The organism is Campylobacter sp. VBCF_01 NA2, assembly GCF_027797205.1.
Lineage (GTDB): Bacteria > Campylobacterota > Campylobacteria > Campylobacterales > Campylobacteraceae > Campylobacter_B.
This window is the reverse complement of the sequence record NZ_CP115607.1, coordinates 607027-632295: the sequence shown is the minus strand read 5'-3', so window position 1 is coordinate 632295 and position 25269 is coordinate 607027. Positions and strand designations below refer to the sequence as shown.

The 25269-nt window shown below is 40.6% G+C and carries 22 protein-coding genes; 7 read left to right on the top strand and 15 right to left on the bottom strand.

Features of this window, described 5'->3' with window-relative positions; translation table 11 throughout:
- Nucleotides 1-91: 91 nt before the first annotated feature.
- Nucleotides 92-1408: a branched-chain amino acid transport system II carrier protein gene (gene brnQ, locus PF027_RS03360; protein ID WP_270871950.1), complete on the bottom strand. Its 1317-nt coding sequence runs from the start codon at nt 1406-1408 to the stop codon at nt 92-94.
- A 145-nt stretch (nt 1409-1553) separates the two neighbouring features.
- Here brnQ and radA point away from each other — a divergent pair, with 145 nt between their 5' ends.
- The 4 genes from radA to PF027_RS03340 all read left to right on the top strand — a co-directional run bounded on the left by radA (nt 1554) and on the right by PF027_RS03340 (nt 6639).
- Nucleotides 1554-2903, top strand: a complete 1350-nt coding sequence (gene radA / locus PF027_RS03355; protein ID WP_270869621.1) for a DNA repair protein RadA — start codon at nt 1554-1556, stop codon at nt 2901-2903.
- Between the two features lie 43 nt (nt 2904-2946).
- Nucleotides 2947-5331: a heavy metal translocating P-type ATPase gene (locus tag PF027_RS03350; protein ID WP_270877355.1), complete on the top strand. Its 2385-nt coding sequence runs from the start codon at nt 2947-2949 to the stop codon at nt 5329-5331.
- Nucleotides 5328-5552 (top strand): cbb3-type cytochrome oxidase assembly protein CcoS, encoded by a 225-nt coding sequence (gene ccoS, locus PF027_RS03345; protein WP_270859044.1) that lies wholly within the window; start codon nt 5328-5330, stop codon nt 5550-5552. Before PF027_RS03350 ends, ccoS begins: the two co-directional genes overlap by 4 nt.
- 289 nt (nt 5553-5841) lie before the next feature.
- Nucleotides 5842-6639, top strand: a complete 798-nt coding sequence (locus PF027_RS03340; protein WP_270871952.1) for a hypothetical protein — start codon at nt 5842-5844, stop codon at nt 6637-6639.
- A gap of 360 nt (nt 6640-6999) precedes the next feature.
- On the opposite strand, the gene thyX is transcribed toward PF027_RS03340, so the two are convergent.
- Complete coding sequence (gene thyX, locus PF027_RS03335) at nt 7000-7623, bottom strand: FAD-dependent thymidylate synthase (protein WP_270871953.1); 624 nt, start codon at nt 7621-7623, stop codon at nt 7000-7002.
- A 129-nt stretch (nt 7624-7752) separates the two neighbouring features.
- Here thyX and PF027_RS03330 point away from each other — a divergent pair, with 129 nt between their 5' ends.
- Together PF027_RS03330 and PF027_RS03325 are read left to right on the top strand one after the other, a co-directional pair.
- Nucleotides 7753-9105 (top strand): sodium-dependent transporter, encoded by a 1353-nt coding sequence (locus PF027_RS03330; RefSeq protein WP_270877354.1) that lies wholly within the window; start codon nt 7753-7755, stop codon nt 9103-9105.
- A gap of 26 nt (nt 9106-9131) precedes the next feature.
- Nucleotides 9132-10469, top strand: coding sequence for a sodium-dependent transporter (locus tag PF027_RS03325; RefSeq protein ID WP_270877353.1), 1338 nt, complete (start codon nt 9132-9134; stop codon nt 10467-10469).
- A gap of 54 nt (nt 10470-10523) precedes the next feature.
- On the opposite strand, the gene PF027_RS03320 is transcribed toward PF027_RS03325, so the two are convergent.
- Both PF027_RS03320 and PF027_RS03315 read right to left on the bottom strand, forming a co-directional pair.
- Entirely contained in the window at nt 10524-11588 is a 1065-nt protein-coding gene (locus PF027_RS03320) for an acyltransferase family protein (RefSeq protein ID WP_270877352.1), read from the bottom strand.
- 398 nt (nt 11589-11986) lie between these two features.
- Nucleotides 11987-12244, bottom strand: coding sequence for a helix-turn-helix domain-containing protein (locus PF027_RS03315; RefSeq protein ID WP_270861853.1), 258 nt, complete (start codon nt 12242-12244; stop codon nt 11987-11989).
- A 100-nt stretch (nt 12245-12344) separates the two neighbouring features.
- Here PF027_RS03315 and PF027_RS03310 point away from each other — a divergent pair, with 100 nt between their 5' ends.
- Entirely contained in the window at nt 12345-12668 is a 324-nt protein-coding gene (locus PF027_RS03310) for a hypothetical protein (protein WP_270871957.1), read from the top strand.
- Between the two features lie 230 nt (nt 12669-12898).
- On the opposite strand, the gene purH is transcribed toward PF027_RS03310, so the two are convergent.
- The 11 genes from purH to PF027_RS03255 are packed head-to-tail and all read right to left on the bottom strand — an operon-like array spanning nt 12899 to nt 25232.
- Nucleotides 12899-14431, bottom strand: coding sequence for a bifunctional phosphoribosylaminoimidazolecarboxamide formyltransferase/IMP cyclohydrolase (gene purH, locus PF027_RS03305; RefSeq protein ID WP_270871958.1), 1533 nt, complete (start codon nt 14429-14431; stop codon nt 12899-12901).
- A gap of 34 nt (nt 14432-14465) precedes the next feature.
- The gene (locus PF027_RS03300; protein ID WP_270861857.1) at nt 14466-15368 is read right to left on the bottom strand and encodes a DnaJ domain-containing protein; all 903 of its coding nucleotides are present in this window, start codon (nt 15366-15368) and stop codon (nt 14466-14468) included.
- Between the two features lie 2 nt (nt 15369-15370).
- Nucleotides 15371-17563, bottom strand: coding sequence for a phosphoribosylformylglycinamidine synthase subunit PurL (gene purL, locus PF027_RS03295; protein ID WP_270861858.1), 2193 nt, complete (start codon nt 17561-17563; stop codon nt 15371-15373).
- A gap of 53 nt (nt 17564-17616) precedes the next feature.
- A complete protein-coding gene (locus PF027_RS03290) occupies nt 17617-18369 on the bottom strand; it encodes a glycosyltransferase family 2 protein (RefSeq protein WP_270859056.1) in 753 nt (250 codons plus the stop codon).
- A complete protein-coding gene (locus PF027_RS03285) occupies nt 18366-19157 on the bottom strand; it encodes a polysaccharide deacetylase family protein (protein WP_270871959.1) in 792 nt (263 codons plus the stop codon). The genes PF027_RS03290 and PF027_RS03285 overlap by 4 nt, the downstream gene beginning before the upstream one ends.
- Nucleotides 19154-20149 carry a glycosyltransferase gene (locus PF027_RS03280; protein WP_270871960.1) on the bottom strand — a complete coding sequence of 332 codons (996 nt, stop codon included), beginning with the start codon at nt 20147-20149 and terminating at the stop codon, nt 19154-19156. The genes PF027_RS03285 and PF027_RS03280 overlap by 4 nt, the downstream gene beginning before the upstream one ends.
- Nucleotides 20146-21195 carry a glycosyltransferase family protein gene (locus PF027_RS03275; protein WP_270871961.1) on the bottom strand — a complete coding sequence of 350 codons (1050 nt, stop codon included), beginning with the start codon at nt 21193-21195 and terminating at the stop codon, nt 20146-20148. The genes PF027_RS03280 and PF027_RS03275 overlap by 4 nt, the downstream gene beginning before the upstream one ends.
- On the bottom strand, nt 21192-22373 hold the full coding sequence (locus PF027_RS03270; protein ID WP_270871962.1) for an O-antigen ligase family protein: 1182 nt from the start codon (nt 22371-22373) through the stop codon (nt 21192-21194). The genes PF027_RS03275 and PF027_RS03270 overlap by 4 nt, the downstream gene beginning before the upstream one ends.
- Entirely contained in the window at nt 22367-23461 is a 1095-nt protein-coding gene (locus PF027_RS03265; protein ID WP_270871963.1) for a glycosyltransferase family 4 protein, read from the bottom strand. Before PF027_RS03265 ends, PF027_RS03270 begins: the two co-directional genes overlap by 7 nt.
- Complete coding sequence (locus tag PF027_RS03260; protein WP_270861864.1) at nt 23458-24351, bottom strand: ELM1/GtrOC1 family putative glycosyltransferase; 894 nt, start codon at nt 24349-24351, stop codon at nt 23458-23460. The genes PF027_RS03265 and PF027_RS03260 overlap by 4 nt, the downstream gene beginning before the upstream one ends.
- Complete coding sequence (locus PF027_RS03255) at nt 24351-25232, bottom strand: lysophospholipid acyltransferase family protein (protein WP_270861865.1); 882 nt, start codon at nt 25230-25232, stop codon at nt 24351-24353. The genes PF027_RS03260 and PF027_RS03255 overlap by 1 nt, the downstream gene beginning before the upstream one ends.
- Between the last annotated feature and the right edge of the window lie 37 nt (nt 25233-25269).

Below are 25269 nucleotides of genomic sequence, written 5' to 3'. Positions count from 1 at the left end.
ATTTGATTAAATTTTATATTTTTGTAAGAATTTGATTAAATTTAAGCCAAAATTTAAAAAGGCTTGCGAACGCGCGCAAGCCTAAATTTGGTTAAAATGATTTTTTCGTAAGGATATGTATCAAAAAACTAATCACAAAAGCCACTACGCTAGGCACAATCCAGCCAAGCATAGCATCATAAAATGGAAAGCTACTAACCCAGTTAGTAATACCTGGAATTTTGATTTTTAAGACATCTAGTCCATTTACTATACCCACAGCGAAGCTCGCATACACGCAAGCCCTATAAACTAACTTGCTTGTATCGATTAGCGGATCGATTAGCGATAAAATTATAAGCATAATCGCAGCTGGATAAATCGCGATTAGCACAGGGATACTCGCACTAATAATCGTTGTAAGTCCGAAATTTGCCACACCAAATGATACAAGGCAAAGTATCACAACCCAAATTTTATATGGAATTTTACCTTTTACTAGGTTTTCAAAATACTGACTACATGAGCTAATCAAACCCAAAGTCGTAGTAAGGCAGGCTAGGAAAAATGCAAGCCCTAGCAAGGCTGTGCCGACACTGCCAAAAAGATAGTGGCTGATTTTGCTAAGGTATTGTGCGCCGTTTGTTACATCAGGGAAAAGGCTAGCCGCACTCGCACCAAGATATGAAATCATCAGATAAATCACAGCTAAAAGCGCGCCCGCAAACATACCCGCTTTTATCATAGATACGACGATATGCCCCTCATCACTAACACCGCGCGCTCTCATCGCATTTGCGATAATGATACCAAAGGCTAGTGAAGCCAAAGCGTCCATAGTCTGGTATCCATCGACGAAACCACTTGCGACTGCGTGATCTCTATACGCTTCGTTTGGAGCGACAAATTCGCCCATAGGGGTGAAAAACGACGATACGAAAAGCCCCAAAATCAAAATCAAAAGCACAGGCGTAAGGTAGCGTCCGAGCAAATCGACGAGTTTTGATGGATTTAAGCATAAAACAAAATTTAGCGCAAAATACGCAGCCGAATAGATTAAAAGCCACATCTGCACCGATGTTTCGGCGACATTTTCGCGCACGACGATATCAAATGGCATATTTGCAGCACGCGGTATCGCAAAAAGCGGTCCGATTGTCAGATACAATGCCACGGTAAAAATCAGCGCAAACACAGGATCTACGCGTTCGACTAAATTTGCCAAGCCCTTTGATTTAGCCACGGCTGCGACGCCAAGGACTGGGATTAAAATCGCGGCACAGCAAAAAAACATAATTCCCACGAAAAAGTTATCGCCTGCGTTTTTGCCCACAATCGGCGGAAAAATGAAGTTTCCAGCACCAAAATACATAGCAAAAAGCATTAAAGCAATGGTAAAAAACTCTTTTTTGGTAAGCTTTCTGTCCATGAAATCTCCTTATCAAAAATTTAATCGTTCATTTTCTCATTATTTAATTTAAATTTCATTTAAATTTTATTTTTACTAAAAATTTAAGGCAAAAATTTTTGCTATAATCGCGCGAAATTTAATAAATTTATCAAGGTAAAACAAAATGGCAAAATCAAAATCAACACTTTTCGAGTGCCAACACTGCGGAAATCAACAATCCAGATGGCTTGGCAAATGCCCTGATTGTGGCGCATGGGATAGTTTCGTGGAGCTTAAAGCCGAGCAGATTAAAACCCTAAAAGAGATAGAAAAATTAGAGCAAAAAAAAGGCGCGAGTGGCGCAAAAGCAATCGATGAAATCCAAATCGAAGATGTCGTGCGCATAGATACCAAAGACGCTGAGTTAAATTTGGTTTTAGGTGGTGGGCTTGTAGAGGGCTCACTCGTGCTAATTGGCGGAAGTCCAGGGATTGGCAAATCCACGCTTTTGCTCAAAATCGCTGCAAATTTAGCCAGCCCAAATTCGCCCGCACTCTATGTCAGCGGCGAAGAAAGTGCCAGCCAAATCAAAATGCGAGCCGACCGACTAGGCGCAATCAACAAAAATTTATTCTTGCTAACTGAGATAAATTTAAACACGATTTTAGATGAAATTTCAAGCAAAAATTACAAAAGCGTAATCATTGATAGTATCCAGACCCTTTATAGCGACAAAATTTCATCAGCCCCGGGCTCAGTCACGCAGGTGCGCGAGATCACATTTGAGTTAATGCGATTAGCCAAAGAGCGCGGGATTAGCATTTTTATCATCGGGCATATCACCAAAGAAGGCTCAATCGCAGGGCCTAGGATTTTAGAACACATGGTCGATGTGGTGCTGTATTTCGAAGGAGATGCTAGCAAGGAACTTCGAATTTTGCGTGGTTTTAAAAATCGTTTTGGTTCTACTAGCGAGGTTGGAATTTTTGAAATGAGCGAAAAAGGGCTAATTAGCGCAAAAGATGTCGCAAGTAAATTTTTCACTCGCACCAAACCTGCCTCAGGTTCTGCAATCACCGTGACTATGGAGGGCTCGCGCGCCCTAGTAGTCGAAATCCAAGCCCTAGTTTGCGAAAGCTCGTATCCCAAACGCTCTGCCACAGGATATGATAAAAACCGCCTCGATATGCTTTTAGCGCTTTTGGATAGGAAGCTTGAAATTGGACTTGGAGGATACGATGTCTTCGTAAATGTCATCGGCGGGGTAAAAATCACCGAAACTGCCTGCGATTTAGCTGTGGTCGCTGCAATCGTAAGTAGCTTTAAAAACCGCCCGCTTAGCAAAGAGAGCGCATTTATTGGCGAAGTTAGCCTAAATGGCGAAATTCGTGAAATTTTCAACCTCGATGCGCGCATAAAAGAGGCTAGTTTGCAAAAATTTAAAAACATAATCTCGCCGATGAAACCGCAAAATTCGCTAGGACTTAAAATTTTTCACGCCACGGAAATTTCGCAAATCCTTGATTGGATGTAAAAAAATGCTATAATCGCGCGAAATTCTTGGACGGACAAATTCAATGGAAAAATGCGATCACTGCCACGGCTCGTTTGAGAGCGCGGAGCTTTTTAGCGATGAGGCGGGGCATAAGTTTTGCTGTAATGGGTGCAAAAATGTCTATTATCTTTTGCAGGGGCAAAATTTGGGCGAATTTTACGAGCGCCTTGGCAAAAATACCCTGCGCCCAGCCAAACAAAATGCCCAAATTCAGGGCCCAGCTAGCAGTATTTACAAAAACTATGTCACCAAAGATAAAGACGGATTTAACCAAATTTCGCTTTTAATCGACGGAATTCACTGCTCGGCGTGTGTCTGGCTAAACGAAAAAATCCTAAATAACACCACTGGCATAATCGAAGTAAGCCTAAACGCAGCCTCGCACAAAGCTCGCATTGTATGGGACGAAGAGCAAATATCCTTGGCCGAAATTTTAAATTTAATCCGTTCTATCGGATATGACGCCTATCCTTATGACACAAACACCCAAAACGCCAAAGACACGGCAAAACGCAGGGAATTTTACGCTAGGCTTTTGGTTGGGATTTTTTGCGTTATGAATATAATGTGGATCTCAATCGCGCTGTATGGCGGGTATTTCACGGGGATCGAGCAGGGAACGAAGGATATTTTGCACTTTGCTGAGTTTATCCTAGCTACGCCTGTGCTTTTTTATACCGGGGCAGTATTTTTTAAGAGTGCATTTTATGCGCTCAAAACTCGCACCCCAAATATGGACTTGCTCGTTGGTCTTGGGGCTTTGGTAATTTATATTTATTCGCTTTATGTTATGTTTTCGCGCAATGGCGAGGTATATTTCGAATCCGTAGCGATGATAATCACCTTTGTGTTTGCTGGAAAATATCTGCAAATTTTAAGCCAAAAAAGGGCTGGCGAAAATTTAAGCTCGCTTTCAAACATGCTTCTTGGCGAGGTTTGCACACTTGGTTTTGACGGAAGCTATGCAAACAAATCCCCAAACGAGGTGCAAATCGGCGATGAAATTCTCATAAACCAAGGCGATCGCGTCCTAATCGACGGCGTGGTAAGTAGCGGCGAGGGAAGTTTCGATTATTCGGGCATTTCGGGCGAGAGTATCCCGGTGTCGCTAGGCAAAAACAATGAAATCAAATCAGGCTCACTCTGCCTATCTGGCTCGCTAAAATACCGCGCAAATGCTGATTTTAAGGGCTCATTGCTTAGCAAAATCGTCGAGCTTTTAGAAAACGCAAATCTAAAAAAACCAAAATTTGAAATTTTGGCTAATAAAATTTCAGGCTATTTTTCGATTTTTGTCATAGCCGTGGCGTTTGTGGCGTTTGTGTTTTGGTATGCCAAAGCAGGCTTTGCAAGCGCGCTACTAATCAGCGTTAGCGTCATCATCATCGCCTGCCCTTGCGCACTAGCCCTTGCCACGCCGATTGCGACGCTGTGCGCGATCTCTGTGGCGCTAAGGCATGGCATAATCTTCAAAGAGGCCAAAATGCTAGAAATCCTCTCCGAAGCCGATACTATCGTCTTTGACAAAACAGGCACACTCACAAGCTCTGCGCTAATCGTCAAAAAAAGCGAAATTTCGCCCCGCTGCGATATCGGCGCGCTAAAAGGGCTTTTGCAAAGCTCAAATCACCCTATTTCCGAGGCCGTGCTTGAATTTTTAAATTCGGGCGAATTTGCAAAATTTGCGCCTGCGAATTTAGAAAATATCACAAACCACCCAGCCAAAGGCCTTAGCGCGAAATTTGGCGAAAATGAAATTTATGGCGGAAGTGCGAAATTTATGTGCGAGCTTGGCGCAAATGTTGCTAGCGGGGATTTAAGCGAGTATTTTTTCATGCAAAATGGGCAAATTTTAGCCAAATTTTGGCTTCTTGCGCCACTTAAAGATGATAGCAAAGAGGCCATAAAAACGCTACAAAATTTAGGTTACGAGCTTCATATCATCAGTGGCGATCACCAAAACGCCGTTAGTGCGATAGCGCGCGAGCTAGAAATAGCGAAATTTGGCGCGCAAATTTTGCCAGATGAAAAGGCTAGCTATATTCAAAACCTCGCTAAAATGGGCAAAAAAGTGGTAATGGTAGGCGATGGGATAAACGACGCGGCCGCGCTTAGCCTCGCTCATGCTGGGATTTGCCTAGGAAGTGGCGCGAATCTTAGCGTGCAAAAAAGCGATGTAGTGCTTATCAAAGACGATATGACGAGCCTAGTGCGCGCCATGCGTATCGCGCGCAAAACAGACACTAAAATCCGCCAAAATATCGCTATTTCGCTACTTTACAACCTAATCACGATTCCACTTGCGTTTTTGGGATACGCAATTCCGCTGTTTGCGGCACTCTCGATGAGCCTAAGCTCGCTAATCGTGGTCGCAAATTCAATGCTTTTAAGAAGGATAAAACTATGAGTAACGCCGTGCTAATGACTATGGTTACGATTTCGCTAATACTTGGATTTTGCGTGTTAGGCGGGCTTTTGTGGGCGCTAAAAAATCATCAATTCGATGATTATTCGAAATTTCTTGGCGGGACGGAATTCGACGGCGAGGACGCACTCAACGAAGCTGTGAAAATGGAAGAAAAACGCAAAGAGGCGTTAAGGCGAAAAAAAGAAAATTTGGATAGTTGAAATTTAGAGTAAAATTCCACATTAAATTTCGCAAAAATACTGCCCCGAAATTTTGCAAAAATACTGCGCCGAAATTTCTTACTCGTAGATTGCCACGAATTTTGCCTAATTTGTCATTGCGAGCTTTCGCAGAAAGCGAAGCAATCTACGAATTTAAAATTCACGGACGCTAAATTCGCTGTCATTGCGAGGCGATTTATCGCCGAAGCAATCCAGAAATTGCAAAATTTAAAACGCCTGACGGTTCACTTCGTTCGCAATGACGAAAATTTTATAAAAAGGATTAAATTTGGAAAATTTTGAAAACTGGAATAAAAATGTTAGAAATAAAAATTCAAATAAAAATTTAAATCAAAGAGATTACGACAAAGAGCCGATAGTTATCAAAGATTATCATCAAATTTTTAACTCGGTTTTATCGTTATTTTCTGCCCTTGTTGCTTTTATGATTTTACTTAACATATATGTTTATATTTTTGGCTATTTGATATATAGACCAAATGATGAAGTAATAAAAGAATTTGGCAAACACATAAATTTAGTAAATTCAATAATAATTTTTATCCTAGTGGTTGATTTTATGATGACTTACTATATTTTTGCTATTCACAGAAAAGCAGAAATTCATTTTACAAACAAATTTATACGATTTTACGAATTCGGGAAATTACAATATTCGTCTGCAAATGGAAATTTAAGAAATATTATTTGTAAGCCATTTTGGATGGAAGATAGAGAAGGAAATGGTGGAATATTATTATCTATTTTTGTAAATCAAATTATTGCACTTGCATTTTTTAAGATAATTGGATTATTTTTTATAATTTTTTATTTTTTTGCAAATATATTCTTAAAAGCCTGTTTTTATATGATTGTAAAAAGAAATTTGAAAGATTTTACGCCATTTTTTTCAATCATAGTTGATGAACCACAAAAAAATGGTTGGGCTTACAATATAAATGTTTTGCGTGGAAAATTTTATATGGTGTGTATTTTTGATAAAAAAGATTATTTGGAAATCAAACAATGGTTTTTAGATAAGAAAAATATAAACATAGATTATATTCAAAAAAAATATTTTAATTAAAAAATTTGATAACAAACTTTTTTTAAAGGAGACACAATGAGTAGAGAAGCAGTTGCTCAAATCGAGCTAGACAAGCTAGAAGCAAGGCTACAAATAATAAATATAAACAGTTGGTAAAATTTTGCAAATTTAAACCCAAACTATCAAATTTGAGTTTAAATTTGTGAATTTGATAAATTCGGTATTTTAAAATACTGACCGAGATTAAATTTACATAAAATGTCATTGCGAGAAAACGAAGTTTTCGAAGCAATCCAGTAAAATTTAAAGTAAATTTAAAATTTACCAAAATTCATTTGTAAATTAAAATTTATCGAAATTTCTCTGGATTTCAACGCCGGGCTCGCAATGACACAAATTTTACAATTCTTGCGGATTTGCCTTATACATACAATGCTCGAAGATAAATTTATGCTCTTCTGGCAGTGCTGCAAAGAGCGCATTTGCGAGTGCGCGTATCTCCCAAAGTGCTGATTTGCTAGAACGAAGAGAGAGGAAGTTTTGCAGGCTTCTAGCATTTATGCTCCACGATAGCTCAGTTTTATAGCACTCTGGCAGGCAGTATTTGGCGATATCTAGGCTAGTGTTTGCGCCTAAAATTTCCCTTAGATTATTTAAGGCTTTTATGCTTGCGCTATCGACAGCGTCGTTGCCTGTTAGCACGATGTATTTTGCGGCGCTATCGCTTGTGATTTCAGGCTCATTTCTTAGCTCTTTTAGCGTGTAGCGGGTGGATTTCACGCTCAGACTTGCCATACGATGCCTCGCTAATTCTTGCAAAAGCGCGCGCGAGATGCCCTTGATATAAAAATTATAAAAAATGTGTTCAAGCGTAGATGAGTGCTTCATTTCATTTCCCACGCGGTTGATTAGCGCTAAGTCCTTTTCGCCGCCGTTATCGCCCCGCTCGAAGCTTTGCCAGCAAGTTCTTATGGCGTTCGAACATACCCAAAGTGGCGTGAAATTCAAAAGTTTTACTTCCATAAATTTTCCTTGATTAAATTTTATAACGCGTGATTTTAGCCAAAATTTTATAAATTTAATCAAATTTAAATAGCTTAATGTAAGCTAAATTCTGATAAAATTGGCAAATTTTTTACCAAAAGGAAAAGTATGAACGACAAATTCACACGCATTGGTTTTATTTTGGCGGTCGCAGGCTCAGCCGTGGGACTTGGAAACGCTTGGAAATTCCCCACACTCGTAGGTCAAAACGGCGGTAGCGCATTTATTTTGCTCTATCTTTTGCTCACATTTTTGGTAAGTTTTGTCATTTTTATCGGCGAAATCACCATTGGACGCCTTGGCGAGAGCGATCCAGTCGATAGCTACCGAAGACTTGCCCCTAGCAACAAAGAGCTTTGGAGCAAGGCCGGATTTTTGATGATTACTGCGCTTTTGATTTACTCATTTTACAGCGTCGTAATGGGCTGGATCTTAAAATACACAGCCACATCGATTTTCTCACTACCTCAAAATTTAGACGATAGCGGTGCGATGTTTAACGCTTTGATTTCAAATTCACCGCTTGTAGCGATTATCTGCTTTACGATAATGTCGCTTGTGTGCTTTTTGATCGTCTCAAAGGGTATCAAAAACGGAATTGAGAGATTAAATATCTGGATGATGCCTAGCCTTTTTATCCTGCTTGTGCTTATGGTTTTGTATTCGGCTAGCTTCGATGGATTCGCACAAAGCGCCAAATTCTTGCTTTTGCCTGATTTTAGCGCGCTAAATTCACAAAGCGTGCTTGACGCGCTAGGACTAGCGTTTTTCACACTTAGCCTTGGCGTAACTACGATTTTGACATACGCTGCAAGCCTGCCAGATCGCACCAATATCCTAACTTCGAGCATTAATATCGTTTTAATCAATGTAATGATTGGCGTTATGATGGGTCTTGTTGTTTTCACATTTATTTTCGAATTTAACGGCGATCCAGCCCAATCAGGTCCTGGACTGATTTTCGTTTCCCTTGCCGTGCTATTTAGCAAACTTGGCTTTATCGGACATATTTTGGCGTTTGCGTTTTTCTTAACCCTACTTTTCGCCGCCATTACCTCAGCGATTTCGATGATTGAACCAGCTGTTTATTACCTAGTCAAATCCCGCGCATTTTCTCGCGCGAAAGCTTGCGTGGCGGTTTTTGTATTTACCTATGTGCTAGGGATTGCCTGCATTTTGGGATACTATGGCGCGACAAGCGAGTATTTCGTCATCGCAGGACAGCCGTTTTTCGACGCGCTGGATTATTTGACATCTAAAATTTTAATGCCACTTGGCGGATTAATCATTGTCATTTTCGTAGGATATGTCATCAAAAAAGATGGCGTTTATGCCCTACTTTCGCCATATATGGGAGATTTCGGATTTAAAATTTGGTATTTCGTCCTACTTCGCGTGGTATCTCCGCTTGCGATTTTTGTAATCGCGCTAAGAGAGCTAGGAATCGTAAATTTTGGATAGTCAAATTTGAAATTTAAAGAAAGATTATGAACGATAAATTTAGCAAAATCGGCTTTGTTTTAGCGGTCGCTGGCGGTGCTGTGGGGCTTGGAAATGCGTGGAAGTTTCCAACCCTAGTCGGCAGCAACGGCGGAAGCGCATTTGTGCTTTTATACCTCGTGCTCACGCTTGGGATTGGGTTTAGCCTATTTTTAGCCGAAATGGCGATTGGGCGCATTAGCAGAGCCGATTTGCCTAGCGCGTATAGATATCTCGACCCCAAAAACGGCGAAAAGTGGAAATTCGCTGGAATTTTCATAGTAGGCGGAATTTTTGTTTTGTCATTTTATCTCGTAATCCTTGGCTGGGTTATGAGATATATTTTCATCGGTTTTAGCGCACTTCCTGCCTCAGTAGATGAGGCTGGCGCACTCTTTGGGGGCGTGATTTCGCACTCGCTATTTTCAAGCCTTGCATTTTATGCGTTAGGGCTTGTGCTGACACTTTTTGTGGTATCGCGCGGAATCAAAAGCGGCATAGAAAAGCTAAATTTGATAATGATGCCCCTGCTTTTCGTGCTTTTGCTTTTAATGCTAGGATATGCGGTTTTTATGGACGGGTTTGGCGAGGCGGTGAAGTTTTTATTCACGCCTGATTTTTCCAAAATCACCGTCGCTAGCGTGCTTGACGCGCTTGGGCTTTCACTTTTTACCCTTTGTATCGGGATTGGCTGTATCGCTGCGTATGCTGCTAGCCTAGGAGAGGGAGTAAAGCTAGTGAAAAGTTGCGTAAATATCGTATTTATCAATATCGCAATCGGGCTAATGATGGGGCTAATCGTATTTACATTTATCTTCGAATTTAACGCTAGCCCATCTCAGGGCGCGGGATTGGTGTTTGTATCGCTTACCACGATGTTTGCTAAGCTTGGTTTTATGGGGCAAATTTTAGCGATTTTGTTTTTTGTGTCGCTGTTTTTTGCCGGGATTACGAGCGCAGTTTCGATGATAGAGCCATTTATCTTGTATCTTGTCAATCATTTTGGCATTTCTAGAAATAGAGCGTGCGGGTTATCGGGCATAGTCGTAGGCGCGCTAGGAGCGTGTTGCACGCTATCAATGAACGCGGAATTTGGCGAGAGTTTTACATTTTTTGGCAAGGGTTTTTTCGATATTTTAGACTTTTTGACCTCAAATATCATGCTTCCTCTTGGCGCGCTAAGTTCGGCGATTTTCGTCGGATTTGTGATGAAAAAATCCATTTTGGCGGAATTTTTTGGCGAAGATATGGGCAATGGTGCATTTGAGCTTTGGTATTTTTCGCTAAGATTTATCGCACCATTTGCAATAATCATAATAATGGTAAATTTGCTGTTTTTTAGTTAAATTTGGAGAGTAAAATTTTAAAATTTAGGCTACCGAAATTTCGGTAGCCTTTTTTTATGCTTTGCGAATTTTTGAGTAGATTACCGCCACGATGTATGATAGCACGCTCACAGCTACAAACATTAGTAGCACAGGCGTCATCTCCCACTCTGCTTCGTCGCCAAAAACAAGCACAGCAATATAAATGATGAAAATGTATTGCAACACATAAAACGGCGTTACAAGCACACTTATCGTTTTTAAACACGACATAATGAGATTTGGAAGCACTTTGGCTACCAGATACATTAGCCCAATCCACGCCAAAACAAAGGCGATAAACATTATGTTAAAAAATATGTTTTGGTGGTAGTATGGATCGCCGTCCATCATATCGTCCCACGCATAAAACTTAGCCAATACCACAGCAGATGCGATAAAGATAACCGCGCAAATAAGGCTTAGTTTTGTATATAGTGCGCCTTTATCTTCTGGGCGAGTGTAGATTAAAATATCAGCGAATAAATATCCAGCTATCGGATAGGCAATCCAGCTTAAAAATGGAAAATAGCTTCCCTCGTGTGTGCCCCAAAATAGCCCTGTTACTGCCAACATTGCGTCAGATTCAAACTCTGCGAAATTCTCGCCTAGATACATTGCCACGCCTGAGCAGATGATTCCCACTATGAGATAGCCTAAATTTGATAAATTTAGCTTTTTCATTAGCGCAAAAAATATAAATGCAAGTCCCGCAAACTGCAAAATGTCCGCATCGTAAATCTGCGTCCAGTTTTCTTCGAAAATTTCAGCGTCATCGTTTAGCTTAGAGCTAATGTAGTATGGAAGCACATACACAAGCGCATTAAAGACATAAGATAACACCAAAAATATCACACCGCGCCTAAAAAGTAGCCCCGGCGCACTACGCCTAGAATACACAATACCGCAACCCAAAATAAACATAAAAACAGGCGCAGCAGGCGGTGAGCCTAGGAAGTTTGCGACCTTGAAAAACACGGAATCTTCGCCATTGTAGAAGTATTCCACGCAGTGGATTAGCACCATAAAGATTACAGCAAGACCCCTCGCTATATCCAACTCGTTTTGTCGCCCAGCATTGGGCAATGATAAGAAATTCATCTGCTTAAAACCCTCTTTTTATTGGTTTGAAAAAGCCAAAATTATAGCCTTTTATAAGTTTAAATTTACTTAATAGCGTAGTGAAATGCTATGGCTTAGAAATGAGATAAATTTATAAGGAATTTGGGCTTAGTTGTTTGGTTTGTAATTGCGAAAATTTGCATAGTTTGTCATTGCGAGGCGACTTGTCGCCGTGGCAATCCAGTAAAATTCCATAATCTCTAATTTATCATTGCAAACAAAACGAAGCAATCCAAAAAATAATCTATTGAATTTTAAAATTTTTATTCCAGTAACACTGCTCCGAAATTTTTAAATTCAAAAATTTTAAAATTCAAGAGCCCTTTAAATTTCTCTGGATTGCTTCGGCGTTTCACGCCTCACAATGACAAGCGAATTTAAATTTTGATTGATTTGAAAAACTCGCAAACGCTGACTTCTAGGACATTTGCGATTTTAACTAGGTGTTCTATGTTGAAGTGTTTTTTGTTTATGCCAAGTTCAGCCATAGAAATCGTGCCGACTGCCTTGTGACCTATCGCCATAGCTAGGCTTAGTTGCGAAACGCCCTTTTGTGTGCGTATGCGTTTGACATTTTCGCCGATAGTTTTGTAAATTTGCTCCATTTGTTCGTCTGTAATGGTGCAGTCTTTCACTTTGTCGCCTACCTATGGTTAAACTAGCCATAAGTATATAAATATTATAATTTCTTATCAACTAACTATGGTTAGGTAAATTTAAAATAAGGATTTTCAAATGCAAAAATTTACTTTGTTTCTTTCAATAGTTGTTTTAATTTCAAACCTTGAAGCTAAAACACTTACTGCTACTAGAACTTATGTGTGTTGCCAAGATAAAGATAATGTCGGCAAAGTAACAAATACTATGGCTAAACTCATAAATGAAAAGCAAATATTAGCTGCATATAATTATATGAGTGCAAATAAATGCGATGTTATTATAAAAGACGATAAATTTATAGTATCAGAAAGCACATTTTCATTAGTAAAAGCTGTTAGACTTGATAATGGCAAATCTGCTTGGTGTCCGAGAGAATTAGAAATGGAAGCTAAAAAATAATAGTAGAGTGGGTATTATTGCCCATCAATTTCTTTACATTGAATTTTATCATTTTAATCATTTAATTAACAATCATGGTGGGCAAGGATGCCCACCCTACGAAAGTTAGATTTGGAATTGCAAAATTTAACACTTATGCGACGATTTTTCACGGAGTGGGCGACGGACTAGACTAACTGTCCTAGCCCACGCTGTGAAAAAGCTAGGCTCGTTTAATTGCAAATAATATTTTAATGCAAAAAGTGGCGAATTCCTGTAAAATACATCGCCATGCCAAACTCATCTGCTGCTGCAACTACTTCATCATCACGGATTGAGCCGCCCGGTTGGATCACCGCTTTTACGCCCACTTCATTAGCGATTTCTATGCTATCTTTGAAAGGAAAAAACGCTTCACTTGCCAAAGCACAGCCGCTCATGTCAAGCCCCAAATCCCTTGCTTTTGCCACGGCAGCGCGCGCAGCATCGACACGGCTTGTCATACCCATGCCAATCGCCACCATTGCCGAGTTTTTCACATACACAACGCAGTTTGATTTAGTCAGAGCTGCCACCTGCCAAGCGATTTGCAAATCGGTAAATTCGCCAGAATTTGCCGAACGCTTGGTAACGCATTTGGCATTTTTGACCTCATCAGCACCTACATAGTCGCGTTCTTGATAGACAAATCCCCCGTCTATGAATTTAAAGTCATATTTATCATTTTCACGCATTAAAAATTTATTCTCTTGCGTGAAAATTTTAATGCGTTTTTTGTTTGCAAAGACTTCAAGTGCGGCGTCATCGACATTGGCTGCAATTATGACTTCCACAAAAATTTCATTGATTTTCTCTGCTAACGCTCTATCAAGTGTGCCATTTATCGCCACCACGCCACCATAAGCCGAAACAGGGTCGCATTTAAGCGCTTCGGTATAGCTTTCTAGCAAATTCGATTTTATGGCAAACCCACACGGATTTGCGTGTTTGCAGATACTCACTGCTGGGGCTTCGCCAAAGCTACTTGCTAACATGACTGCGCCGTGAATATCGGTCATATTGTTAAAACTTGCTTCACCTTTTAGGGCTTTGAAATTTAGGCTAAAAAAGTTTTCAAATTCGTATAAAGCACCCTTTTGGTGCGGGTTTTCGCCGTATCTTGTCGCCATGACTTTTGAGCCTGTGATAAATTTTTTAGCACCAAAACCGCCGTTAAATCGCTCGTTCATATAGTTTGCTATCATGCTATCATACGCGGCAGTGTGCTCGTAGGCTTTTATCATAAGGCTTCGGCGAAATTCCAAATCATCGGCTTTTGCTTTGATTTTTTCGATAACTAAATCATAATCCAAAATGTCCGTTACTATCAAAACATCTTTGAAATTTTTCGCTGCACTTCGCACCATGGCAGGTCCGCCAATGTCGATATTTTCGATAATCTCATCAAAATCATCTGTGCGAATCGTGGTTTGTTTGAAAGGATATAAATTCACACACACCAAATCAATTCCGCCAATGCCGTGTTTTAGGGCTTGTTCGGCGTGATTTTTGTCGTCCCTTTTATGCAAAATTCCGCCGTGAATTTTTGGGTGCAGGGTTTTTACTCTGCCTTCAAACATCTCAGGGCTTCCTGTGTAGGCACTCACTTCCACAGCATTTACGCCGTTTTCACAAAGTAGCTTATATGTGCCACCCGTGCTTAAAATTTCCCAACCCAAATTTGCCAAATCTTTTGCAAATTCTACTACGCCGTCTTTGTCGCTAACGCTGATTAACGCTCTCATGCTCACTCCTTATAAATTGAAATTTATTTAAATTTTACTCGCCAAATTTTTCTTTTAAGCTCTCATACGCTTCGTTGATTTCTTGAAGCTTTTTCGTGCCTTCTTGGATAATCTCGTCATCTGCGCCCTTGCCCATTAAAATATCTGGGTGGTATTTTTTGACTAGTTCGCGGTATTTTTTCTTTATCTCGCCAAAACTTGCACTCTTATCCACGCCCAAGACTTCGTAAGGGTCTTTTTTCGAGCTTGTATTTCGCGCAGAACCACCATATCCGCCACCAGAGCTAGAATTTTGATATCCGCCGCCGTAATTTCCGCCATAACTGCCACCGCGACTATCGCCGTAACCGCCAGAATTTCGGCTATTTTGGTAGCCACCACGCCCGCGGTTATCGTAGTTTTGGCTAGAACCGCCGTATGTGCCATAATAGCTCGCCTCAAACATAGCAAAAATTTGACTTACCACATGGGAAGGCATACCAAATCCGCGCGCGATTTTGGCGATTATATCTCGCTCTTGCTCGCTAAATGAGCGATCGATATAGGCTATGTTTAAGAAAAAATAAATTAGTGCCGCTTTTCGGCTCGAACTTAGGTGAAATTTTTGATTGTAATGAAACGCGAGAGAGTAGATATCGTGCTCTTTGTCTTTGTTTATCTTATAAACTTGCTTCAAAAGTTTTCTCTCGTTTTCGCCACCGCCCATTTTGCGAACCAAATCGTCCAAAATCTCGCCTATCATCGTGGCTTCTGTCTCATTTACCACGCCGTCGCTTTTGGCGACCTTTGCAGTTAGGGTGATTAAAATTTTCGCCTCTTCAAGGCTCATTTTTGGCTCTTTTCTCTCATAGCCGGAATTTCCGCTAATACCGCTTATAAATCCCTTTATAAAATGATAAAGCAAAAAAGCCAAAAATAGATAAAAAATACTCGACACTATTAATCTTCGCTTCTAATGATTTTCGCAAATTCGTTGAAATAAATTTCGCTCAACTCTCCCAAATCGCGCGAAATGCTATTGATTTGGAAAATTTTACCGCCAGTAATGCCTAGTTTTACGAAATTTAGCCCTGCTTCGCGCGCCAAACTTTCAAATTTTGCTTCATCTTTTACGCCGAAAATCGCGCGAGTAAAGCTCTCGTCGAAAATATCTCTCTCATCATCGCACGGCATTTTAAACTCGCCACCCATTTTGCCCACACACGCCATTTTGGCTAGGGTGATTGCCACGCCACCGATTCCTACTGAGTTTGCGAAGCGCAATGCGCCCTGTTGGCCCGCTTTAATCGCAAAATCCCAAAGTTTGCGCTCTTTGACTAAATCTAGCTTTGGTAGCATGCCTCCGATTGCGCCTTTTATGGCTTGTTGATACAGCGAACCTGAAAACACGCCGTATGTATCGCCCACCAAATAGACGCTAGTATCAGCCTGAGTGAAATCACTAGGGATAATCTCGCCGTTATTTACGCCCACGGTTACGATCGCAGGGGTCGGCTGGATACTCACACCCTCTGTTTCGTTATACAAACTCACATTTCCGCTCACAACTGGCGTATTTAGAGCCTTGCAGGCCTCTTTGATACCCTCTGCGCCCTGTGCGAACTGCCACATAACCTCTGGGTTTTGCGGGTTGCCGTAGTTTAGGCAGTCAGTTATGGCTAGCGGTGTCGCGCCACTAAGGGCTACCTTGCGTCCGCTCACAGCCACAGCAAGTGCTGCGCCAGTGAAAGGATCTATATAATTCATGCGGGTGTTGCAATCCATAGCGATTGCGAGTTTTGTGCCATTTTCTTTGACTCTCATTACCGCTGCACCCAATTTGCCTGGGCGTTTGGCTGAGTTTAGCCCGACATTTGCGTCGTATTGATCGTAAATGAGTGATTTATTTAGCACATCTGGGTGCGAAAAAACCTTGTCAAAATCGGCGTTTATGTCAAATTTATCAGAGCATGTGCATAAATTTTGGTTTGCGATTTCGTCCAAATACGCTGGGCGTTTTGTAGGGCGGTCTAAAATCGGTGCTGCTTCGCTTAAAGGCTCGATTGGAATCTCGCCAGCTAACTCGCCGTGCCAGTAAAGCTCCATTTTACCGGTATCGGTTACTTCGCCGATGACTTCTGCGTCTAAATCCCACTTCGCAAAAATCTCTTTTATCTTATCTTCGCAACCTTTTTTCGCGCAAATTAGCATTCTTTCTTGGCTTTCGCTTAGCATTAGCTCATAAGGCGTCATACCGCTTTCACGCATAGGGACACGATCAAGGTGCATTTTCATACCGCTTCCGCTTCGTCCTGCCATTTCAAAACTGCTCGATGTAAGCCCCGCCGCACCCATATCTTGGATTCCAACGACATAGTCAGTCTTAAAAAGCTCCAAACAAGCTTCCATTAAAAGCTTTTCGGCAAACGGATCGCCAACTTGCACGGTCGGGCGAAGAGATTTGTTTTCATCGTTAAAGCTATCACTTGCCATAACAGCTCCACCAAGCCCGTCCCTGCCTGTTTTTGAGCCTACATAAATGACTGAGTTTCCCACGCCTTCTGCCTTGCCGTAGAAAATTTCATCACTTTTTACAATTCCAAGAGCAAAGGCATTTACCAAAATATTTCCGTTAAAACTGCTATCAAATGTCGTTTCGCCGCCTATCGTAGGAATTCCCATGCAGTTGCCATAGTGTGCGATACCGCTAACTGCGCCTTTGACTAAATATCTTTGATAGCGATTTGTTTTGGAATTTCCCACGACATCGCCAAAACGAAGCGAATTTAGATTTGCTTCGACTCTTGCGCCCATTGTGAAAATATCGCGCAAAATTCCGCCTACGCCCGTGGCTGCGCCTTGAAACGGCTCAATGTAGCTAGGGTGATTGTGGCTTTCCATTTTAAAAACAGCTGCCATGCCACCGCCAATGTCGATAACACCGGCATTTTCGCCTGGACCTTGTATGACCCATGGGGCTTTGGTTGGAAAGCCGTTTAGGTATTTTTTACTTGATTTATATGAGCAGTGTTCGCTCCACATAGCCGAAAAAATGCCAAGTTCTAGCAAATTTGGCTCACGCCCTAGAATTTCTAAAATTTTCGCATATTCGTCTTCGCTGATTTTGTGTGCCGCAATGGTTTTTTTATCCATTTTATCGCCCTTTTAGTGGAATTTAATAACTTTTTATAATAGCTAAATTTTGCTTAATTTCCTTTTTTGTTAAGCCAAATTTCATACAATTTCGCCTCTTTCATAAATGCGTAAAATGCGTTTATAACGGCGATTATGAAGCCTTTTTTGCCGTCGAAAAAACTTCGCCTTAAAAAATACGATTTGAAAAAGACAAGCGGAAAGATAAAAAGCAGTTTGGCTAGGCTCGGTTTTTTGCCTTTTTCAAATTTTTGCTGTGCGCGCAGGCTCGAATAGTTGTTGTTTTTGCTCACTAGCTCTTTGATTGGTTTATCGCTAAAATGATAAATCACGCCACGAGATTTTCGCACCTTGCCATTTATGCTGACTTGCGCATGAACGCCCAAATTTCGATACTCACCAGAGCTTTTGCGAAAAAATCTGATATGGGTGTTTTTGCGCACCCTATCATCGACAATCCCGCCCATGTAAAATTCGTGAAATTTAATATCAAGCCCGTCGAATTCGTCTTGCGCCATAAACTCGCAAATTTCAGCTTTTAGCTCAGCGCTTACTTCCTCGTCGCCGTCTAAATTTAGCACCCACTCGTGCGAACACAGGCTAAAAGCATAGTTTTTTTGCACACCCTCGCCTTGCCAGTCGTGGTGGTAAATTTTGGCATTAAATTTCTTTGCAATTTCTAGCGTCTTATCGGTGCTGCCGCTATCGACGATGATGATTTCGGCGAAATCCGCGACACTTTTTAGCATTCGTTCGATATGTTTTTCTTCGTTTTGCACGATTGCATAGACACTTGCATTTATCATAGTTTATTCCTTATGCGCGTAAATTTCAGCCAAAAATCAAAAAAACTCTCCGTCCCCAAAACGCCAATTCGCTTTATGGCAAATTTATCATCGCCCGCTTCGTAAAGTCCGCGCTTTACCACGACCGCGGCGCAGTATCCCACACTCCTAGTAAATGACAAAATTTCATCATTAAATTTGCCGTAAGGATAGGCGAAAACCCTGCACTCTCGCCCGGTGATTTTCTCTAACTCTTTTTTGGATTTTTCGATTTCATCTCGCGCTTTTTCGGGCTCGCTCGCCCACAAACGCTCTAAATTCGCGTGGCTTAGCGTGTGCGAGCCAAACTCGATTAAATTTGAGCGGTGCATTAAATTTATCTCATCGCTAGTTAAAATTTGGCTTAAATGCTCGGTATTTCCGCGCTCCCAGTCGTTTTGCGTAGCAGTAGCTACCACAAAAATCGTGGCTTTGAAATTATATTTTTTTAAAATTTCAAAGGCGTTTGTGTAGTTATCCATAAATCCGTCATCAAAGGTAATACAGACCGATTTTGGCGGGATTTGGGCTAAATTTGCTAACTCGCTAAGCGTGAAAGTCGTAAAGCCGTTTTTGGCTAGCCACGCGATTTGCGCTTCAAAATCGGCTGGGCGAACGCGCCATTTATCAAATTTATCGCCCTTATGCTCGCTTATGGAGTGATACATCAGCACGCGCGCCTTATCCCAGCCCTGCGGGATCCGCCACCAGTTATACCTACACGAAAAGGCTATAATCGCCACGGCTAAAATTGCGAAAAAATATATCATTTTTTAAAATCCTTTATCAAATTTTCATACGCATTAATGTATTTTTGCGCCATTTTTGCTACGCTAAATTCGTCTTTTTTGGCTTTGATAAGGGCGAAAATTTGCACGAATTTATCGTAGTTTGCGTGGATTTCATCTAGTTTGTGAGCTAAATTTTCTGGCGTGGCGCTAAATTTTAGCTCACTAGGCAAAATTCGCTCACAAATGCCAGTATTCGTCGAAATCATAAGTGGCGAATAATAAACCCCGTCAATCGCCACAAGTCCGTAAGCTTCGAATTTCGAAGCGATGATTTGCAAATCGCAGCTTGCTAAATGATCATTTATATTATCCACGAAACCACGCAAAAAGACCTTTTTATCAAGTTTTAGTTCGCTAATTAGCCTTTCTAGCTCACCTTGCTTCTCGCCCTGACCAAATATCTCGCACACAAAGTCAAATTTTACCAAACTAAGCGCTTTGATGACCACATCCATTTGCTTAACAGCGCTTAATCTGCCAGAGCTGATGATGTGAAATTTATCTAGTTTTTTAATCTTTTCTGGCTTTTTATACAAAATTCCATTTTCGATAATTATAGAATTTGGCGGTAAAATCTTTTTTGTCTCATCTAACACAGCCACGCACAAATCAGCTAATTTATAATTTTTTTTGAATTCCAAAGTGTGTTTTGCGGCGATTAACGGAATTTTTTTCTTCAAAAAAACCTGCATATAACGCATGATTTCAAGCTCTTTTGTGTTATGACAATGGATAATATCAGGGCGAATTTTTTCTATAAATTTCGCTGTTTTATACAAAAAAAATGGATTTCTACGATTTTTTTCAAAATCAAAATTTATAAATTTGACATTTTTGCTTATATAATTTTCGATATTTTTATTGCTTAGCAAAATAACTTCATTTTGTTTTGATATTTCGTCGCATAAATCCACACAAACTCGCTCAGTCCCAGCAAACTGCACCCAATGAAGTGTATGTAATATTCTCAAATCTTTTCTCCGTTTTGGTAAATATATTCGCGCCACTCGTAATTTTCGCTAAAATTTTCCGCAAAAATCGTCTCTATCATAAATTTACTCACCCTCTTTGCGTTTGCCAAATTTATAGCTTTTTCTCTCCCTGCTTTGGCAATTTTGGCGTATTTATCATCATGCAAATACTCTTTTATTTTTTCAAAACAATCGCTCGGATTTTTGAAATACACTATCTCTTTTTCGTGCGTGAAAAATCTCTCAAACCCCGCGATTACAGGCGAAAAAGTGCAAACTCCACACCCCATAAACTGCGCCATTCTATCACTTGCCCCAAGCAATTTTTGCGATTTTTCGCACTCTAAATCATCGTCGCGGTTGAAATTTATGGCGATTTTGCTTTTTGCGATTGCTTTGTGAAATTCATCGCCAAAAATGGTGCCGTTTCCTAAACTAGCGTAAATTTCGCATTTTACCCCATTTTTTTTACAAAATTCATCAAGCATTATGGCGAATTTATGGCGATTATCCTCTTTGTAATCCCTTGAAATGTAGATTATATCGTTTGTTTTCTCGCGCTCGTAAAATCTATCAAAGGCGGCGTCGGAAATGTTTGGGAAAAAGGCAAATTTGGCGTTTTTATAATCCTTGGAAAGCTTTTGCAAATTCAGCGCATTTGCGTAAAAAAAGCAGTCGATTTCTCTCAAATTTTCCCAAAACTGTGAAACTTCGTTTAGATGATCCACATACCAAAGTGCGATTTTTAAATTTGGAAGTGCCTTTTTTAGCTCTTTTAGCGTGGCAGTTGCGATTTTTTCGCCTTTGCCGATTAAAAGCAAGTCGGCATTTATGTTTTTGCAAACCCTAATTAATTCTTTATTCATTTTATCTAAGCCACTATTTTTTATTTTTAGAAACCTTAATCTTCTTTCGACATCCCTATAACTAAAATCATAGACAAAATGCCCATTTTGGTGCAAACCGTGAGAAATTTTTCTGTCTGTGTTGTAAAAAAATTTACCATATTCTAACTCTCTAAAAACAGCACAATGAACAATATTCATATCTGCCTACCTTGTATTTTTTTAGAATACAAAAGAAATGTAAATATCAACAAATAACTCAAAGCTTCTTTTGAAGTAAATACAGAACTATCAAACTGCATAACGACGAAAAAATATGCAAAAATGATAAAAATTTCAAATTTTCTCTCTTTTATACAGAGCCAAAAGTTGCTTAAAATCGCGCTCATATAGATAATAAAACCAAAAATTCCAGTATGAAGCAAAAGCTCTAAAATCATATTGTGAGTGCCATTAAATGTGCTATTTTTTAAAACTGGGGAATTTGCTAAATTCCTAAAAGTATCAACGCCCCAGCCAAAAATTGGGTGTTCGCTAATCATTTCAAGCGAGTATGCCCAAATAATATTTCGCCCACTAGTTCGCGCATTAGCTAGGTCGCTAAAACGCTCTGCGACACTATCGAAACCAAAATATGCAACCAAAGCAAACGCCACTAAACAAACAAAAATAGACAAAATAAGCTTATAATTTTTGATATTAAAAGCACAAAATAAAATCAGACAAGCAAAACACCCAACCCACGCACTTCTAGTAAATGAAAAAATGACAAAAAATAGAAAAATAATGCTAAAAATTGCTTTAAAAACATAGTTTTTCACTAAGGTTAGAGAAAGCACAAAACCGAGTCCTGCAAAAAATCCAAAAGCAGTTCTTGTAGAGAGTCCGCCAGTAATGCCACCATCTTTAAGTTTGGTTAAAATTTGTGGATTTTGCACGATATAAAAAACCGCATTTGCCAAAAGCAAAAAAAGTCCCGCAAAAACAAGCACTTTAAGCTCTTTTTCGCCAAAAAATTTAAGCCTATAAAAATAGCAAAGCCCCACAAATACAAGCCCATATCTAAATGGAAAAAGGGCTATTATCTCCCAGCTTTTTTTGCTTAAAAACTCGGTATTTAGGGAGTTTGAGATTATCATAGCGATTAATATTCCAACAAAGCAAAAAGCCAAAAATTTTACACTTTGTAAAATTTCTCTTACCAAAGCAAAATTTTTAAAATATATCAAATGGCTTAAAAAAACCAAATCAAAAAGCACGAAGCCCACTTGATACACCGCGTTTTTAAACGGCAACGACATCGTCCAAACCGCCAACGCAAAGAGAAAAATCGCTTTGAAAAAGTCGAATTTACCCTCAGTCTTAACCGAATTTACCACACCATCTCCTTATACACACTCATAGTTTTCTCCACCATTTGTGCTAAACTGAAATTCTCCGCTATGTAGCCGTATCCGTCAAATTTATAATCCTTCGCGCGCTCTATCATCGCAGCTAACCCCCTCTCATCGCCCACGGCGAAAAACTCGCCATTTTCGCCAGATTTGATTATATCTAGCACGCCGCCGTGATTGCTCGCCACCACAGGCGCATTTAGCGCGATCGCCTCGGCTACACTTCGCCCGAAACTCTCAGGTTTTTTCGACGCACTCACGACGACATTGCTTAGCGCGTAAATCTCAGGGATTTTGCTTTGCGAACCCGCAAAAATCACGCTTTGCGCCAAATTTAACTCACGCGCTAAATTTTGTAGCCCCAAAAAATACTCTTTTTTATCCTCTCGCACACCGCCCACGATTAAAATTTTTAGCCCCTCACCAAAGCTTTGCTTTAAAATTTGCCCCGCTTTTATGAGTGTTTCATAGTCTTTGAGTTGCGTTATGCGGCCGACACTTGCGACGATGAAATCGCCCTTTTTTAGCCCAAATTCGGCGCGAAATTTCGCCATAAATTCGGCGTCTAAATTCCTAGGATTAAATTTATCCAAATCAATTCCGCGCGGAATCACCCTGATTTTGCTGACATCTGCGCCGAAATTTCGCACCACATAATCCTTCGTAGCGTTGCTGACACAGATGATTTTATCGGCATCAACCATGATTTTGCTGTAAAAATTCACAGAATTTAGCCCATGCACGGTGCTAACTAGCCCAAAATTTAGCCCCCCTTTGGCGAATTTCACTAGCCACGCAGGCACGCGAGAGCGCACATGCACGATATCTGGGGCGATCTCGCGCAAAATTTCTTTTAGCGCACTAGCGCGGGAAAGCGCTGTGAATATATTTTTGGAGCAAACATCGAATTTTATGTGGCGCACGCCGTTTTTTTCTAGCTCGCTTACTAGCTTTCCGCTGTTACTAATCACCACGCTCTCCACGCCAAATTTAGCAAATTCGCGCGTGAGCTCGACCACACCGCGCTCGACGCCGCCCTCGTTAAGTTCTGGCAGTATTTGCACCACTCTCATAGGCTAATTCCTTGTAAAATTTGGCTTAAATTTATCTTTTTTGTCGGTTTTAACTCGCCGTTTTTAGCGTAAATTCGCAAACACTCATTTTGCGCTAAATTTGCGATAAAATCGTCAAATTTATTGTGCGAATTTTTGCGTGGAAGTGCCAAAACAGCGACATTTGCGCGACCATTGCACACAGCCTCGCTTATCATCGAAACAGAATCTTGCGTGATAAAAATCCACTCGCAACCCTCCAAAAAATCGCCGATTGGATTAATCTGATTTTTGCTATAAATCACGCTAAAATCGAAATTCGCGCGCTCAAACTGCACCTCGATATCGCGTGGTGTGCGTGGGCTAGTAGTCAGAGTGTATTCGTGGAGCGGAAATTTCGCCTTAATCTCTTCTATAATCTCGCAAATTTCGCTACTCATATCAAACGAAGCGTTTGGCCCACCGATGACAAATGCGATCGCGCTTTTTTTGGGAGCGTAGAAATTCGCTACTTTGCTAAGGTTTAAATTCGTCGGCAAAATCACCACATTTGGCGCAGTTTGCGTGGTATCGTGAGCGTTAGCGAAAATGAGCGAAAAGTCCTTTTTATAGCCTTTTGGATACATTAGCGCAACGCTTTTTTTGCCAAATTTCGCGGCACAGTATTTTAAGGGATAGTATGTCACAGACCCAGCTCCCACGAAAATGTCAAAATTCGCAAAATTTTTGTTTTCGCACTCGAAAATTTTAAATTTCAGCCCCAAAAAATCCAAAAAATATGAGAGAATTTTTAAAATTTTGTTTTTATAACTAACCTTGCAAAGCTCAAATTCCAAGCCTTTTAACTCGCAAAACGCCACGCTTTGGCTCTCATGCCCCTTGCGCCCGTCGGTAAAGATAAGCGCTCTCATTAGCCAACTTTCCAGCGATTATGCATCCAAAACCACTGCTCGGGCGCGCTTCGCACGACCTCTTCGAAGATATCGTTGCACTGCTGGGTTATAAACTGCTCAGCCTGTGATTTATCCAAATCCGCGCTTGGCGGGGTGAAATCTTTGATGACGATTTCGTAGCGACCATCACTCATGCGACGCGCAAAAATGGGGATTAGGACTGGGTTAAATTTCAAATACAGCGACGCAATCGTCTTTGTGGTGTAACACTTGCGCCCAAAAAATGTGGTTTTTAGGCTGTTTTTTCCGCCCGGCTTTTGATCTGGCAGGATTCCTACATTTTTGCCCGCCCTTAGACGCTCGACAAGCCCGCGCATGGCGTTATCTTTGTAGATTAGCTCGTTGCCGTATTTTTTGCGAAATGGCGTAACTAGGCGATCTTCGATGAGTTCGTTATTTCCCCTGCGTCCCACAACCGCCATAGGAAAGCCGTTTGCGCCGCAAAAATGGGCTAAAACTTCCCAGTTTCCAAAATGCGCTGTAAAAAACAAAATGCCGTTTTTGCTGTCGCCTTTTAGCGCTTTTACCTTTTCTAATGCCTCATCTTTGTTTGCAATAAGTGCGTTAAAATCGAGCCTTTCATGGTAGAAAAGCAGGGTTTGGGTCAGGGTTTTGGCCACAGAGCGGAAATTTTCGCGCGCTAGGGTTTTAATCTCGCCAGCTGATTTTTGTGGGTAGGCAAGGCTGAGGTTTTTTATAGCGATTTTTGCGCGTGATTTTAGCGCAAAAAAGGCGAATTTCGCCAAGAAATCAAAGAAAAAATATAAGAAATTTGTCGGTAGAATTTTGGCTAATTTTATTAAAATTACGGCTAGGAAATATTCAAATTTTTCTCTCATTTTCACCCTTATTAAAAGGGGTAATTATAGTAAATTT